This window comes from Microbacterium sp. LWH3-1.2 (assembly GCF_040675855.1).
Taxonomy (GTDB): domain Bacteria; phylum Actinomycetota; class Actinomycetes; order Actinomycetales; family Microbacteriaceae; genus Microbacterium.
In genome coordinates this window covers 179,140-194,502 of record NZ_JBEGIK010000001.1, presented here as the reverse complement: position 1 = coordinate 194,502, position 15,363 = coordinate 179,140, and the positions used below count along the sequence as shown (strand labels likewise).

Below are 15,363 nucleotides of genomic sequence, written 5' to 3'. Positions count from 1 at the left end.
CAGACGTGGTGTCGCCGGCTATCTGCGGCGCTGCGAGCGTGCGACGATCACGCGCTGCACCACGATGAAGACGAGCAGGAGTGCTCCGACGATGATCTGCGTCCAGGACTGCTCGGCCCCCATGAACGAGATCAGCTTCTTGATCGTCGCGTACACGAGCACCCCGACGAGCGAACCGAGGACGTAGCCCGTGCCGCCTGTCAGCAGCGTGCCGCCGATCACCACCGCGGCGATCGCGTCGAGCTCGGTGCCGATGCCGTTGCGCGGGTATCCGGCCCCCGAGTACGCCGTGAGCAGCAGGCCCGCGAGCCCCCCGCAGACGCCGCTGATCACGTAGACGACGATCTTGGTGCGCGCCACGTTCAGGCCCATGAGCCGAGCGGACTGCTCATTGCCGCCGATCCCGTACACGGTGCGGCCGAAGCGAGTCCAGAGGAGCACGAAGAACGCGATCGCGACGGCGAGCAGCGCGATGATGCCGGTGGGCGTGATGTACCACCCGGCCACGGTGAACCGTGTCCGCTGAAGCCACAGGACCGCCGGGTCCTCGACGCGGATGGAGGCGAGACTCACCACGAAGGCGAGGCCCCGCGCCAGGAACAGTGCTGCGAGTGAGGCGATGAACGGCTGAACGTCGAAGTACTGGACCAGGATGCCGATCAGCAGGCCGATCACGGCTCCGGTGATGAGCATGACAGGCACCGCGATCACCGCGGGGATCCCCTGGGCGAGAAGACTCGCCCCGAGAATTCCGGTGAACGCCATCACGGATCCGACCGACAGATCGATGCCTCCGGTGAGGATGACGAAGGTGAGCCCGACGGCGAGGACGACCAGGTAGGCGTTGTCGAGCAGGAGGGCGGAGATGTTCCCGGGGCTCAGGAACCGGGGGAACCGCGCCTGCGCGCCGACGAGCAGCACGACGAGGATCGCGACGGCGGCGAACGTCGGCATCAGTGAGGCGTGGCGGCTCATGAAGGTCGCGTACCGCGACGGGGCCGTCGTGGGACGGGTCGTCTCCAGGCTCCTGGTCATGACGACACCCCCGCTCGGCTGCCGGCGTCGGCTCCGCGGCGCGCGCCCGCGGAGGCGAGAGCGCCGCGGGCCCAGCGGTGGAGGCGAGGCGACTGCACCAGCACGACGACGATCACGACGATCGCGAAGAACACGGGACTCTGCGCCGAGGGTACGCCGAGGAACAGGATGGTGGCCTCCAGGGTCTGGATCGTGAGCACGCCGATGACCGTCCCGGCGATGGTGAACTTGCCGCCCATGAGGGAGGTGCCGCCGAGGACCACGGCGAGGATCGCATAGAGCTCGATGAAGAGGCCCGCCGCGTTCGCGTCGGCCGCGCGGATGTTGGAGCTGTAGATGATGCCGGCGATGCCCGCGAGGAATCCGCTCAGGACATACGCGCCGAAGACGATGCCCCGTGCCCGGACGCCCGCCAGCCGGCTCGCCTCGGGGTTGATGCCGACGGCCTCGGTCAGGACCCCCAGCGCCGTGCGCCGCTCGGTCAGGGCGATCACTGCGACGGCGGCGACCCAGATCAGGAACGCGACGGGGAGGGCGACCAGGTAGCCCGTCGCGATGAACTCGTACGGCGGGCTGTTGACGGTCGTGATGAAGCCCTCGGTGATGAGCAGGGCGACGCCGCGGCCGGCGAGCATCAGCACCAGCGTCGCGATGATCGGCTGAATGCCGACGACGGCGACCAGGAAGCCGTTCCAGACACCCAGCACGAGCGACACGGCGACCGCCACCACGAGCGCGACCAGCACGGTGCCGAGATTGCCGGGGTCCGAGGAGCCGTCGATGATCGTCAGGGCGACGGCGCCGGAGACCGCCATGATCGCGCCCACCGACAGGTCGATGCCGCGCGTCGCGATCACGATCGTCATGCCGAGGGCGACGAGCATGAGGGGGGCGCTGTTGCGCAGGATGTCGATGAGCGCGCCGTACAGCTCGCCGTCGCGGAGCGTCACGAGGATGAACTGCGGACGCGCGATCGTGTTGATGGCGACGAGCGCGAGCAGCGCGACGACGGGCCAGAACAGCCGGTGCTTCAGGATCGCCTTCATGCGACGCTCTCCTCTGCCTGGTTGGCGATGTAGTCGATGAGCCCGTCGAGGTCGACCTCGTGCGAGTCGAGCTCGCCGATCTTTCGCCGGTCGCGCATGACGACGATCCGCTGCGCGATGCGCAGAACCTCCTCGAGCTCGGACGAGATGAAGACGACCGACAGGCCTCGAGCGCTCAGTTCGGCCACCTTGCGCTGGATGTCGGCCTTGGCGCCGACGTCGATCCCGCGCGTGGGTTCGTCGAGCACCAGCAGGTCGGGGGCGGTCGCCAGCCAGCGCGCCAGGAGCACTTTCTGCTGATTGCCGCCGGACAGGTTACCCGCGAGCATGGCCGGGTCTGCGGGCCGGACGCCGAGTGCGGCGATGTACTCGTGAACGAGGGCGTCGGCTTCGGCCTTGGCGATCCTGCGCATGGCACCGCGGCGGGCCTGGATGCCGAGCACGATGTTCTCGGCGACGGTGAGGTCGGCGATGATGCCCTCGGCGCGCCGGTTCTCGGAGGAGAACGCGATCCGGTTCTCGATCGCCTGTCGGGGAGAGGAGTGCTTGGCCGCGCGGCCGCCCACCTCGATCTGGCCGGTCTCGGCGCGGTCCGCGCCGTAGAGCAGGCGGACCAGTTCGGTGCGGCCGGAGCCCAGCAACCCTGCGATCCCGACGACCTCTCCCTCGTAGACGTCGAGGTCGACGGGCTCGAGGACGCCGCGCCTGCCGACGCCGCTCGCCCGCAGCACGGGCGTGCCGGTTCGGTCGATCGACCGGTCGGCAACCGAGGCGAGTGCAGTGAGCTCGTCCAGTTCCCGGCCGATCATCTTGGTGACCAGGTCGCCACGCGGAAGGTCGCGCAAGAGGTACTCGCCGACGAGGCGCCCGTTGCGCAGCACCGTGATGCGGTCGGAGATCTCGTAGATCTGGTCGAGGAAGTGGCTCACGAACAGGATCGCGACGCCCTTGTCGCGCAGATCGCGGACCACCTGGAAGAGCTGCTCGACCTCGCCGCGGTCCAGGCTCGAGGTCGGCTCGTCGAGGATCAGCACCTTCGCGTCGAGCACCATGGCTCGTCCGATGGCGATCAGCTGCTGGATCGCGATCGAATGGCTCGACAGTGTGGATCGCGTGTCGATGGTGAGCCCGAGGCTCCCGAGGTGCTCCTCGGCCAGCCGATGCACGGCCTTCCAGTCGATGCCGGTGGCGGTGCGCGGCTCGTGGCCGAGCATGACGTTCTCACCGACCGAGAGGTTCGCGCACAGGTTCACCTCCTGGTACACCGTGGAGATCCCGGCGGTCTGGGCGTCGGCCGTGGTCGTGAATCGTCGGGGACGCCCGTTCACGACGATCTCGCCCGCGTCGATCGGGTAGACGCCCGTGAGAGCCTTGATGAGCGTCGACTTTCCGGCACCGTTCTCGCCCATGAGCGAGTGGACCTCGCCGGGGCGGAGGGTGAAGTCGACGGCGTCGAGTGCGAGCACGCCGGGGAATCGGATCGTGATCCCGGTCATCTCGACGACCGGAGGGATTGCGGTGTCCGCGGATATGGTCACTCATCTGCCTTTCCGGGCTGGTCGTCGGCGCGACCGCCGGGGAACCTGGGCGGTTCCCCGGCGGGGCGCTGTCGATCTCGTTGGATACAGGTCGGTGTCGATCAGTACGGACGGCTGTCGATGACTTCGGCCGCCTGCTCCTGAGTGAAGGTCTGGTCCTCGACGTAGACCTTCTTCTCCACCGTCTTGCCATCGAGCACGTCGGTGACAAGGCCCGCGGCAAGCTCGCCGAGGAGCGGGTTGCACTCGACGATGAAGTTGATCTTGCCGTCCACCAGGGCCTGCATGCCATCCTTCACCGCGTCGATCGAGACGATCTGGATGTCGACTCCCGGCTCCGCTCCCGCCGCCTCGATGGCCTCGATCGCGCCGAGTGCCATGTCGTCGTTGTGCGCGTAGACCAGGTCGATGCCGTCGACCCCGTACTTCTGCAGGAAGCCTTCCATGACGGTCTTCCCGCCGTCACGGGTGAAGTCACCCGTCTGCGAGTCGATCTTCTCGATGGCGGTGCCTTCGACGGCCTCGTCGAAGCCCTCGGCGCGGTCGTTCGCCGGGGCGGAGCCCGTGGTGCCCTCGAGGACGACCATCTTGGTCGGAGTGTCGCCGAAGGTCTCGGCCGCCCACTCGCCCGCCATGACGCCTTCCTTCTTGAAGTCCAGTCCGACCCAGCTCGCATAGAGGTCGTCGGACGACGAGACCGTGCGGTCTTCGAGGACGACGGGAATGCCGGCGTCCGCAGCCTCCTGAAGGACGTCGTCCCAGCCGTCCTCGACGATCGGCGCGATGACGATCGCGTCGACCCCCTGGTTGATGAAGTCGCGCACTGCAGCGATCTGAGCCGCCGTGTCGTTGTCGGCGGCGTTGAAGATCAGCTCGAACCCGTTCTCGGCCGAGAAAGCCGCCTTCATCGACTCGGTGTTGGCCGACCTCCAACCGGACTCCGATCCTGTCTGGGCGAAACCGACGGTGACGACCCCGTCGCCGTCGCCGCCGGCATCGCCGGAAGCGTCGTCGGTGCTTGCGCAGCCGGTCGCCGTGAGGGCGAGAGCCCCCAGGAGCGCGAACCCGGCGAGAAGCGTCTTCTTCGTCATTACCGAACCTCCTCGTTCTGGTCCGGCATCGCTGCCGGCTCGGTGTGATGCGGGCCGCTGCTGCGCGACTCCGCCGCTGGAAATGTTAGCCCTCACATTCCACCCGCTGGCAAGATGTGAGCGGTAACAGTTTTGTAACGCGAGACCGCGCCGCCCAGTGTGGGGAGGCGCACGCTCGGCAAGCCGATGTCCGAAGTGAAGGATCACATTTCATCGTCGCGCCGGTCCGGCTCGTGCCCACGCCCGCCGTGGAGACGTCCGTCAGGGCGGATAGGGTGAGCGCGATGAGCGAGCCGCAGCATCGGACCGCGTCCCGGGTGGGGGTGCGCGAGGTCGCGCGCGCCGCCGGCGTGTCGACCCAGACGGTCTCTCGGGTGATCAACGAGCACCCGAACATCCGGCCCGAGACCCGCGACCGGGTGCTGCAGGCGATCGCAGACCTCGGCTATCGGGTCAACAATGCCGCGCGCACGCTCGGCACGCGCACGACGCGCACCCTCGGCGTCATCGCCTCCGACGCGACGCTGTACGGACCGGCGGTCGGCATCGCGGCTCTGGAGGCTGCGGCGCGCGATGCGGGAAGGTGGATCGCGACGGCGTACGCGGATGCCTCGGCCGAGGCATCCGTCCGCGATGCCGCCGACCGCCTGCTCGCGCAGGGTGTCGATGGGCTGATCGTGCTCGCGCCCCACGCGACGACGTTGACCGCCCTGGTCGACGACCACCCCGGCGTCGCGATCGCCGCCCTGCATACCGGCCCTGGCGCCGAGCGGCAGGAGGCGGGCGCCGCTCTCGCGGTGTCGCATCTGCTCGAGCTGGGCCATCGGCGCATCGGGCGCATCGCCGGACCGGCGGAATGGCTCGAGGCGCGCTCGCGCGAGGTGGGCATGCAGCGCGCGCTCGCCGCGGCAGGGGTAGAGCGGCGTCCGCGCTGGAACGGCGACTGGACGGCGGCGGCGGGCGCCGCGCTGGCGCCCGAGATCGCTGCGGCACTGCGCGCGCCCGACGGCCCCACGGCGATCGCCGCGGCCAACGACCAGATGGCACTGGGGCTCATCGCGGGCCTCCGCGAGGCCGGCGTCGACGTCCCGGGCGACGTCAGCATCGTGGGCTTCGACGACAACCCGGATGCAGCGTACTACCGTCCTGCGCTCAGCACGATCGGTCTCGACCTCCCGGGAGAGGCGCGCCGTGCCGTGGCGGAGGTGCTCGGGGAGGCCGCGTCCGTCTCGGCCCTGCCGCGCCTCGTCGCACGGACGTCGACGGCCGCCCCCCGCCGCTGACCCCGCACGACGGGGAGGGCGGGGCTGCCCACCTGTCGCGTCGTGTCGTGTCGTGTCGTGCCGGCGACGCTTCCCCTTTTGCGACGGCGAGCAGCGGGGGCGAGGTTGGCAAACCCCGATGTTACCGGTAACATCGGGGCGGCGGCAGAGCGAGCCGTTCGACGACACGAGACCCGACGGAGGACCCCGTGACCAGCCCCGAACCGGCAACGCCGGCGCCGACGTTCAGCCCGGAGGTCGAGGCATCCATCGCCGCCGTCCGTGCCGATGTCGCGAAGCTCCACGGCGAGCTCGTCCGCTACAACCTGATCGTCTGGACCGGTGGCAACGTCTCGGGTCGCGTGCCCGGCGCCGACCTCTTCGTCATCAAGCCCTCGGGCGTGAGCTACGACGACCTCGCGCCCGAGAACATGATCCTGTGCGACCTCGACGGCAACGTCATCCCCGGCAGCCCGGGGAGCGAGCGCAGCCCGTCGAGCGACACCGCGGCGCACGCTTACGTGTACCGGAACATGGCCGAGGTCGGGGGAGTGGTGCACACGCACTCGACCTTCGCCGTCGCGTGGGCGGCGCGTGGCGAGGAGATCCCGTGCGTCATCACTGCGATGGCCGACGAGTTCGGCGGACCCATCCCGGTGGGTCCGTTCGCGATCATCGGCGACGACTCGATCGGCCGCGGCATCGTCGACACGCTCACCGGTCACCGCTCGCGCGCGGTGCTGATGCAGAACCATGGCCCCTTCACCATCGGCGTCTCGGCCAAGGACGCGGTGAAGGCCGCCGTCATGGTCGAGGACGTCGCCCGCACCGTGCACTACGCGCGTGAGGCCGGCCCGCTGATCCCGATTCCCCAGCACGCGATCGACAGTCTCTACGACCGGTATCAGAACGTGTACGGGCAGAGCACCGACGAGCGTCGCGACGGTGCCGGCGAGAGCGACGGGGAGGTCGAACGATGACGAATGGTGCGTCCCAGGCCATCCGCGAAGGGCGTACCGCGCTCGGCATCGAGCTCGGATCGACGCGAATCAAGGCCTGTCTTGTCGACGCCGACGACCCGGCGGCCGTCTTGGCGGTCGGCTCTCACGCGTGGGAGAACCGGTTCGACGGCGGCCTCTGGACCTACTCGCTCGACGACGTCTGGTCGGGGCTTCAGGCCGCGTACGCCGACCTCGTCGCCGATGCGCAGCAGCGCCATGGCGTCGCACCCGACACATTCGGCGCCATCGGCGTCTCGGCGATGATGCACGGCTACCTCGCGTTCGACGAGGCGGGCGAGCTGCTCGCCCCCTTCCGCACGTGGCGCAACACGAACACCGGCGCGGCAGCCGCCGAGCTCACCGAGACGTTCGGCGTGAACATCCCGCTGCGCTGGTCGATCGCGCACCTGCACCAGGTCGTGCTGGATGGCGAGGCGCACGTGCCCGACATCCGCTTCGTCACGACGCTCGCCGGTTACGTCCACTGGAAGCTGACCGGCGCGAAGGTGCTCGGCGTCGGCGACGCATCGGGGATGTTCCCGATCGACTCGGCGACGCGCGACTACGACGCCGACCTCCTCGCGCGCTACGACGCGCTGGCCGCCGGCCGGTTGCCGGTCGCGCACGTCGCCGAGCTCCTGCCCGAGTCGCTCGCCGCAGGCGCGCCCGCGGGCGCACTCACGGCCGAGGGCGCGGCGCTGCTCGATGCGTCGGGAGCCCTGCGCCCCGGCATCGCGTTCTGCGCCCCCGAGGGCGACGCCGGCACGGGCATGGTCGCGACGAACGCCGTCGCGCCGCGCACAGGGAACGTGAGCGCCGGGACGAGCATCTTCGCGATGGTCGTACTCGAGCGCCCGCTCGCCGAGGTGCACCACGAGCTCGACCTCGTCACGACGCCGGTCGGCGACACCGTCGCGATGGTGCACTGCAACAACGGCGCGAGCGAGCTCGCGGCCTGGGCCGGCATGTTCGCCCGCTTCGCCGAGGCCGCCGGAACCCCACTCGCCGACGACGCGGTCTACGAGACCCTCTTCCGCGAAGCACTGGACGGCGAAGCGGACGGTGGCGGCCTGCTCGCCTACAACCACCTCGCGGGCGAACCCATCGCGGGGCTCACCGAGGGCCGCCCGCTGTTCGTCCGCACGCCGGACAGCCGCTTGACGCTCGCGAACGCGATGCGCGCGCAGCTGTACGGCGTCTTCGGCACCCTCGCGCTCGGCATGCGCGTGCTCGACGGCGAGGGCGTGGCGCTCGACCGCATGTTCGCGCACGGCGGCATGTTCCGCACCGCCGGCGTCGCGCAGCGCTTCCTCGCAGGCGCGATCGGCGCCCCGGTGTCGGTCGGCGACACCGCCTCGGAGGGCGGCGCGTGGGGCATCGCGGTGCTCGCCGCGTACGCGCGGGCCGTGAACGGAACGGATGCCGCGGCCGCAGCATCCGTCCCCGAACTCGCGTCGTATCTCGACGACCGTGTCTTCGCCCACGCCGCCGTTGCGACCGCCGAACCGGATCCCGCCGATGTCGCGGGCTTCGCCGCCTACCTGGACCGCTATCGCGCCGGCCTCGCCGTCGAAGCCGCCGCCGTCTCCGCCCTCTGACCCGCGAAGGACCCACGATGACCCGCACCCCCCTGTCCACCACGCTCGACGCCTACGAGATCTGGTTCGTCACCGGCAGCCAGACGCTGTACGGCGAAGAGACCCTCCGCCAGGTCGCCGAGCAGTCCCAGGCCGTCGCGGCCGGACTGGAAGGCCTCCCCGTCAAGGTCGTGTGGAAGCCCGTCCTCAAGGACTCGGACTCGATCCGCCGCCTCGCCCTCGACGTGAACGCCCGCGACGAGGTCATCGGCGTCGTCGCGTGGATGCACACGTTCAGCCCGGCGAAGATGTGGATCGCCGGTCTCGACGCGCTGCAGAAGCCGCTGCTGCACCTGCACACTCAGGCCAACGTCGAGCTGCCCTGGGCCGACATCGACTTCGACTTCATGAACCTCAACCAGGCGGCGCACGGCGACCGCGAGTTCGGGTACATCCAGACGCGCCTCGGCGTCGCGCGCAAGACCGTCGTCGGCCACGTCTCGAACCCGGCGGTGCGCCAGCAGGTCGAGGACTGGCAGCGCGCCGCTGCCGGCTGGGCCGCCTCGCGCACCCTCAAGCTCGCGCGCTTCGGCGACAACATGCGCTACGTCGCCGTCACCGAGGGCGACAAGACCGAGGCCGAGCTGCGGTTCGGCGTACAGGTCAACACGTGGGGCGTGAACGAGCTCGTCGCCGCGGTCGAGGCAGCGTCCGACGACGACATCGATGCGCTGGTCCAGGTGTACCTCGACACGTACGACGTGGCCGATGAGCTGCTGCCCGACGGTGACCGCCACCAGTCGCTGCGAGACGGCGCGGCGATCGAGCTCGGCCTGCGCTCGTTCCTCGAGGAGGGCGGGTTCGGCGCGTTCACCACGTCGTTCGAGGACCTCGGCGCGCTGAAGCAGCTGCCCGGCCTCGCGGTGCAGCGCCTGATGGCCGAGGGCTACGGCTTCGGCGCCGAGGGCGACTGGAAGACCGCGATCCTGGTGCGCGTCGCCAACGTCATGGGTGCGGGCCTTCCCGGGGGAGCGAGCCTCATGGAGGACTACACCTACGACCTCGTCGCGGGCGACGAGAAGATCCTCGGCGCGCACATGCTCGAGGTCTCGCCCTCACTCACCAGGGCCAAGCCGCGCCTCGAGGTGCACCCGCTCGGCATCGGAGGCAAGGACGACCCGGTGCGCCTGGTGTTCACCGCGGACCCCGGCCCCGCGCTCGTCGTCGCGATGAGCGACATGCGCGACCGCTTCCGTCTCGTCGCCAACGTGGTGGAGAACGTCGACGCACCGGACCTGCCGAAGCTCCCTGTCGGCCGCGCGGTGTGGAAGCCCGCGCCAGACTTCGCGACGAGCGCGGCGTGCTGGCTCGCCGCGGGCGCAGCGCACCACACCGTCATGACGACGGCGGTCGGCATCGAGGTGTTCCGCGACTTCGCCGACATCGCCGCCACCGAACTCGTCGTGATCGACGAAGACACCACGGTCCGCGGTTTCCAGCGGGAGCTCCGCTGGAACCAGGCGTACTACCGCCTCGCCCAGGGCTTCTGACCCCCCGTCCGGAATCCCCGGTCTCGACAGGACCGGGGGTTCCGGGTGAAGCCGGGGGCGTCGTCCCCGGTGTCGGCGCGAATCCCCGGTTGTGATGCGCGCCGAGTCTCGATCCCTGGGTTCGAGGCGCCTCGTACCTCGCCGCTACTCTGGTTGGCGGCATCCCCGATCCGCAAGGAGCCTCCCATGGCACGTCCCCCCGCATCCGGAACCCAGCACGCCCTGCGCGCCGGTGACTACGAAGCCGTCGTTGCGAGCGTCGGCGCGACGCTCCGCTCGCTCACCTACCGCGGGCGCGACCTCGTCGTCCCGTTCGACGCGGATGAGGTGCGCCCATCCTATCGAGGGGCGACGCTGGCTCCCTGGCCGAACCGGGTCGTCGATGGCGCGTATTCGTTCGGCGGACGCGACTTCCAGCTGGCACTCACCGAGCCGGCCCGGTCTCATGCGCTGCACGGGCTCGCGGCGTGGCTGGACTTCGACGCGATCGACAAAGGCCCCGACCACGTCACGCTGGAAGCGGTGGTGCAGGCGCAGACCGGGTATCCGTGGCGTGTGGTCGTGACCACCCGGTTCTCCCTCGGGACGGATGGACTGACCCAGTCGGTGACGGCGCGGAACGAGAGTGCCGAGCCGGCGCCGTGGGGCACCGGCCCGCATCCCTATCTCGTGGCCGGCGACGGACTGGTGGATGAGTGGACCTTGGAGCTGCCCGCGTCGCGGGTGCTGGCGGTCACGGACGACCGGCTGGCGCCGACCGGGCTCGTGGCGGTGGATGCCGACGAGCCGGATCGGTTCGACTTCCGGGCCGCGCGCCGGATCGGGTCGGCGTTCATCGACCACGCATACACGGGTCTCGAGAGAGGCGCCGACGGCACCGCCACGGTGCGCCTGACCGATCCCGCCGGCTCGGGCGTCGAGATGTCGTGGGATGCCGCGTGCCCGTGGGTCCAGATCCACACCGCCGACAAGCCGGACCCCGCCCAGAGCCGCCTCGGCCTCGCCGTCGAGCCCATGACGTGCGCGCCCGATGCGTTCAACGCCGGGTCGTACGACTACGACGCGGGGCTCCTCGTCATCGAGCCCGCGGCATCCGTCACTGCTTCGTGGCGCATCGCCGCCATCGGCTGAATCTGCCGCACCAGGCACAGCGAAAGCGGAGCCGGCCCCCCGGTCGGCTCCGCTTTCATCGTCCGCGGGTCAGCTGTCCCGCAGGTCTTCCTTGATGTCGTTGCGCGTTTTCACCGAGTCGCGCTCGGCCTCGGCCTTCTTGACTTCGGCATCAGCCTTCATCTCGTCGACCTTGTCCCCGACCCGATCGGTGGTGTCCTCCCACGCGTCCTGGATCTTCTCGCCGACGGCCTTGGCCGTCTCCTTCGCGTCGTCCATGAATCCCATCGATCTCTCCTCTCATGAGGGATGACATCGACGCTACGCGCGCGACGGGGACCGATGCAGTGGGTTGATTCGGTCTGCGACCCTTGATATACGTGCGGACGGATGCTGCCGCCCTGGGCGCGCAGCGCGCGCCAGGTTCGCGACGGCCCGGGCGCGCCTCGCGGCCGATCATCGTGCGCGGTGCAGGCAGCAGCGCCTGTGTGACGTTCACGGTGCCCCCGAGATCGACATCCATGAGCCAGCGCATCTCAGACATCGTGACCTGGTCGATGTGGCCGAGCATCGACGATCCCGCGCACGTCACGAGCGCCCGGAGGCGGGAATGGCATGCCTCGACCTCCGTCACAACCGAGGCCACCGCGTCGTCGCTTCGCCATGTGATGCCTCTCGCTCCGGCCGTCGCCGTCGACGGGCCGCGCTGACGATTCCCACTGACTCGGGAGGGCCCGACGGACGCTAGCCTTTGAGGGGAGGTTCGATGGGCAAGACCGCAGAGGCGATTGCCGAAGGGGTGTCCATCGCGTCCGCCGCAGCGCGCCTGGCGATCCGCAACCGTATCCTCGTCGAGACGATCGCGCACGACGAGCAGTTCGACGTGGTCGGTTTCACGCCGTTCGCGCGCGAGACGCTGCTCCACCTCGCCGACGAGCAGGACCAGGCCGCCGCGCTCGTCAAGCGTCAGCGCAAGAAGGCCTGGGGCAAGTTCACCGACCCCGACGGCACGCACGACTACCGCGACCGCGACACCCGCAATCTCCGTCGGCGGGGCCGCCAGTATGCGGGCGTGGCCACCGCCCTCCGACGCATGGCCGACGACCCGCATGTCGTGCGGACCTTCATCGAGCAGTCCCGCGACGCCGCATGGGGCGACGTCGAGGCCAACCTGGAGCGCCGCCTGCGCGTCGAGGGCATGCGCCCCGAGCTCGACCCCGACTACGACCGCATGCGTGCCGCTCGCATGCAGTCGATCCGCCTCGTCGATCTCCCGCGCCTCGCCGCCCACAAGCGGCATCTCGACGATCCCGGGACGGATGCTGCGCCCCCTGCCGAGCCCACAGCGCACTCTCCACGGGTCTCCGGCATCGACGTCAGCGAACTCGAGTCCTGACGGTGTCACCCGTCGCGGTGAGGCTCGGGTGGCTCGCCATCCGCGTGGAGCCGGAGGCCGGTGACTGGGGGCTGCTCGCGGAGCTCATCGACACGTCCTATCGACAGGTCGCGCTGCAACGACAGTTGCGTGTTCTAGACGGCGGATAGCGCAGGCCCGGTGCGTGCGGACACGCCCGGGAAACCAGCATCCGTCCGCCGATTCGCGCGGCGCGCATCCGTCGGGTAGTCTGGACGACGTTGTGCGCGAGAGCAAGCAACGTGCGCCCGTAGCTCAATGGATAGAGCATCTGACTACGGATCAGAAGGTTAGGGGTTCGAGTCCCTTCGGGCGCGCACTGTGTTGAGACAGTAAGCACTGAAAACCCGCGGAGTTCCGCGGGTTTTCGTGTCTCTGGGGCGGGCTGGAATCTTTCTGATTCCGCGGGCCTTGCGTCTGACGCCGAATCAGGGACGGCGACAGAGTGAAGCGCGGTGCTCGACCTCAGCCCAGCCCTGGTCGGAGTTGCATGTGTGCACCTATGTGTGCACTGGAGTCGAGCATGTTTGTTTATCATCTGTGATGCCTCCGGACATCGGTGACGGTTCTGTATCAGGACATCGTTGACACTGCATGTGTCAGGACATCGGTGACAGTCCGCTCGTGCGGCCGCGGGGTCGGCTGTTGCTGACGTAGGTGGTGCCGGTCTTGGGCTGGTCCAACCCGGAATGCTCCAACGCTGCCGCACCGCCACCGCCCGTTCGGCGACCTCGTCCACGATCCGGTTCGGGCTCGACAACGGGCGCCGCGACCGCGGCTCCAACGCCGCCGCCGGCCCGTCCGCCGCAACTCGCTTGCGGATCTCGTAAAACGTCTCCGCGAGATGCCCTGCTCCGCACAGAACGAGGTCACCGACCCGCGCGGCGCGTCCTCCGGCCACTGCACGATCGCAAGACGAACACGAGGATCAACAGGCTCGGCGCGGCTCATCCCTCACAGATAGAGGGGCAGAACTGTCACCACCAACCACACCAGAACCGTCACCGATGTAATGACGCACTTCCGTCACCGACGTCCCTAGACATGGCATTGCTTGTTTCTCATCACAGCGCCGCGGCTCACGCGCGGAGGCAGCACGCGAGGCGCGATCGGGCCCCGCTACGGTCACTGTGACGAGTGGGCTTTGCGGGCAGAGGGGAGTGCGTGCGGCGTGCTCGTGTCGCTCACGTCGCACGCGCGGCCGAGGAGCGGCTTTGGGGCGGCGATCCTGTGACCACTGGGGGCGGGCACTGCTCGCTCTGTCTTCGCGCGAGATCGTGCGAACGTCGCCTCAGTTGGTTCTGCTGGCTCCGCGCAAGTGCGCGATGATCCGCCCCTGCACGTTCTCGCTTGTGGGGTCGGTCCATGCTGCGATGTGGGTGCCATCGGCGATAGGCAGGAGAACGGCGCCGGGGATCGACCCGCGCGCCCGCTCGCTCTGATCGAACGGCACGTCGGCATCAGCAGTGCCGTGCACCAACAGTGTCGGTGCGGTCACCTCGGCAAGACGGAGGTCCACGATCTCCGGGAAGGTCGTCTGGTCGTTCTTGAGCCCTGCCTTTCGCTGGGAGCCGGTCACCGACCTCGCGAGCTCGAGAGCGAACGAGCGTGTTGCCGGGTCGTTCCAGATGTGATCGACGAGGGCGGCTAGGTGCGACCGGTCGAGGTGGCCCTCTTCCTTCGCGAGTGAGCGAACAACCGACTTCGGGGCGTGGTGGACGAGCTGATCCATGACCCATCGTCCGCTGGAGCCGGCCATGAGCCGTGACTCCGTGATGCCGGTGAAGCGGAAGTCTCCGCTCACGGCGGCGATCGCGACCACACGGTCCACCCGAGCGGAGTGCGTCGTCGCCAGTGAGTACGTCGACGGTCCACCGCCGGACCAGCACACCACCGACGCCCGCTCGAGACCGAGCGCGTCCATGAGGTCGACGTGCAGCACGGCTTGCGCGGCGGGCGTGCGATTCTCCTTTGTCAGCGGCGTCCGCCCGTATCCGGGCCGCGCGGGAGCGATAACTCGAAAGCCCGCGTCTAACAGAAATGCGCCCATCAGCGCACCTTGATCCGCGCCACCCGGAGAGCCGTGGACGAACAACACCGGCTGACCCTCCCCCGCGTCGATGCACTCGATGGCACCATGCGCGGTGTCGACAACTCGCGACGTCGAACGATCCATCATCTACCTCTCGGCGCAAGCGTCTACGAGCGCGGTAGTCGGATCGTAATGCACCCGCTTGAGCGGGTCGACGATCGCCTCGCAAGCCGACCGGTCTGGGTGCCGTGGAAGGGACGGCGGCGGCTTCTATGCTCGGCTCATGATTCAGTCCGGCCGAGCGTCGCTGGTTGTGGTTTCCACCGACACGGAGCCCGTCGCCATATCGGCGGTACTTGCGCTCACCCCGACCAGAGTCGAACACAAAGGCACCGTGGCCCGCTCCGGTCGCATCCGCGAGAACCACGTCTGGTCGCTCGACGTCGACTCACTCGACGACACTGGCGCCGACCAAACCGGTACGCGAGCCCTGAGAGCGCTTCTCATGCGCAGCGATCCGGCGTTCGGGCGGGTCACGAACCTGCCGCAGGATTGCGATGCTCGGATCTGGTGGTCAATGGACTCAGACTCGACCCAGGGCGGATTCTTTCTGCCAGTGGATTTGGCCGAAAAGATCTCGGCGCTCGGTGTCGACGTCTACGCAACGGTCTACCTGGATGAAGGTGCCGCGTGATCCGAGGGGGTAT

14 protein-coding genes and 1 tRNA gene are annotated in these 15,363 nt (G+C 69.1%); 9 read left to right on the top strand and 6 right to left on the bottom strand.

What is annotated here, in order from left to right; translation table 11 throughout:
* Nucleotides 1-18 precede the first annotated feature (18 nt).
* From MRBLWH3_RS00945 to MRBLWH3_RS00930, 4 genes are all read right to left on the bottom strand, one after another.
* On the bottom strand, nt 19-1,035 hold the full coding sequence (locus tag MRBLWH3_RS00945) for an ABC transporter permease subunit (protein ID WP_363427812.1): 1,017 nt from the start codon (nt 1,033-1,035) through the stop codon (nt 19-21).
* Complete coding sequence (locus MRBLWH3_RS00940) at nt 1,032-2,081, bottom strand: ABC transporter permease (RefSeq protein ID WP_363427810.1); 1,050 nt, start codon at nt 2,079-2,081, stop codon at nt 1,032-1,034. The genes MRBLWH3_RS00945 and MRBLWH3_RS00940 overlap by 4 nt, the downstream gene beginning before the upstream one ends.
* The gene (locus MRBLWH3_RS00935) at nt 2,078-3,577 is read right to left on the bottom strand and encodes a sugar ABC transporter ATP-binding protein (protein WP_363435181.1); all 1,500 of its coding nucleotides are present in this window, start codon (nt 3,575-3,577) and stop codon (nt 2,078-2,080) included. Before MRBLWH3_RS00935 ends, MRBLWH3_RS00940 begins: the two co-directional genes overlap by 4 nt.
* Before the next feature lie 143 nt (nt 3,578-3,720).
* Nucleotides 3,721-4,710, bottom strand: a complete 990-nt coding sequence (locus MRBLWH3_RS00930; RefSeq protein ID WP_363427808.1) for an ABC transporter substrate-binding protein — start codon at nt 4,708-4,710, stop codon at nt 3,721-3,723.
* Between the two features lie 284 nt (nt 4,711-4,994).
* Here MRBLWH3_RS00930 and MRBLWH3_RS00925 point away from each other — a divergent pair, with 284 nt between their 5' ends.
* The 5 genes from MRBLWH3_RS00925 (at nt 4,995) to MRBLWH3_RS00905 (ending at nt 11,231) form a co-directional block, all read left to right on the top strand.
* The gene (locus MRBLWH3_RS00925) at nt 4,995-5,993 is read left to right on the top strand and encodes a LacI family DNA-binding transcriptional regulator (RefSeq protein ID WP_363427806.1); all 999 of its coding nucleotides are present in this window, start codon (nt 4,995-4,997) and stop codon (nt 5,991-5,993) included.
* Nucleotides 5,994-6,181: 188 nt separating this feature from the next.
* Nucleotides 6,182-6,952, top strand: a complete 771-nt coding sequence (locus MRBLWH3_RS00920; protein WP_363427804.1) for an L-ribulose-5-phosphate 4-epimerase — start codon at nt 6,182-6,184, stop codon at nt 6,950-6,952.
* Nucleotides 6,949-8,571 carry a xylulokinase gene (locus MRBLWH3_RS00915; protein ID WP_363427802.1) on the top strand — a complete coding sequence of 541 codons (1,623 nt, stop codon included), beginning with the start codon at nt 6,949-6,951 and terminating at the stop codon, nt 8,569-8,571. Before MRBLWH3_RS00920 ends, MRBLWH3_RS00915 begins: the two co-directional genes overlap by 4 nt.
* Nucleotides 8,572-8,588: 17 nt before the next feature.
* A complete protein-coding gene (gene araA / locus MRBLWH3_RS00910) occupies nt 8,589-10,100 on the top strand; it encodes an L-arabinose isomerase (RefSeq protein WP_363427800.1) in 1,512 nt (503 codons plus the stop codon).
* Nucleotides 10,101-10,286: 186 nt separating this feature from the next.
* Nucleotides 10,287-11,231 carry an aldose 1-epimerase family protein gene (locus MRBLWH3_RS00905; RefSeq protein ID WP_363427798.1) on the top strand — a complete coding sequence of 315 codons (945 nt, stop codon included), beginning with the start codon at nt 10,287-10,289 and terminating at the stop codon, nt 11,229-11,231.
* A gap of 69 nt (nt 11,232-11,300) precedes the next feature.
* Here MRBLWH3_RS00905 and MRBLWH3_RS00900 read toward each other — a convergent pair whose 3' ends face one another.
* Nucleotides 11,301-11,498, bottom strand: coding sequence for a hypothetical protein (locus MRBLWH3_RS00900; RefSeq protein WP_159841977.1), 198 nt, complete (start codon nt 11,496-11,498; stop codon nt 11,301-11,303).
* Nucleotides 11,499-11,731: 233 nt separating this feature from the next.
* On the opposite strand from MRBLWH3_RS00900, the gene MRBLWH3_RS00895 reads away from it, so the two are divergent.
* From MRBLWH3_RS00895 to MRBLWH3_RS00885, 3 genes are all read left to right on the top strand, one after another.
* A complete protein-coding gene (locus MRBLWH3_RS00895) occupies nt 11,732-11,920 on the top strand; it encodes a hypothetical protein (protein WP_363427796.1) in 189 nt (62 codons plus the stop codon).
* Between the two features lie 56 nt (nt 11,921-11,976).
* The gene (locus MRBLWH3_RS00890) at nt 11,977-12,606 is read left to right on the top strand and encodes an asparagine synthase (RefSeq protein WP_363427794.1); all 630 of its coding nucleotides are present in this window, start codon (nt 11,977-11,979) and stop codon (nt 12,604-12,606) included.
* Nucleotides 12,607-12,868: 262 nt separating this feature from the next.
* A tRNA-Arg gene (locus MRBLWH3_RS00885) sits at nt 12,869-12,941 on the top strand.
* Nucleotides 12,942-13,915: 974 nt separating this feature from the next.
* Here the strand turns inward: MRBLWH3_RS00885 and MRBLWH3_RS00880 are convergent.
* Nucleotides 13,916-14,800 carry an alpha/beta fold hydrolase gene (locus tag MRBLWH3_RS00880; protein ID WP_363427792.1) on the bottom strand — a complete coding sequence of 295 codons (885 nt, stop codon included), beginning with the start codon at nt 14,798-14,800 and terminating at the stop codon, nt 13,916-13,918.
* 139 nt (nt 14,801-14,939) lie between these two features.
* Here MRBLWH3_RS00880 and MRBLWH3_RS00875 point away from each other — a divergent pair, with 139 nt between their 5' ends.
* A complete protein-coding gene (locus MRBLWH3_RS00875; protein WP_363427790.1) occupies nt 14,940-15,350 on the top strand; it encodes a DUF4279 domain-containing protein in 411 nt (136 codons plus the stop codon).
* Nucleotides 15,351-15,363: the final 13 nt, after the last annotated feature.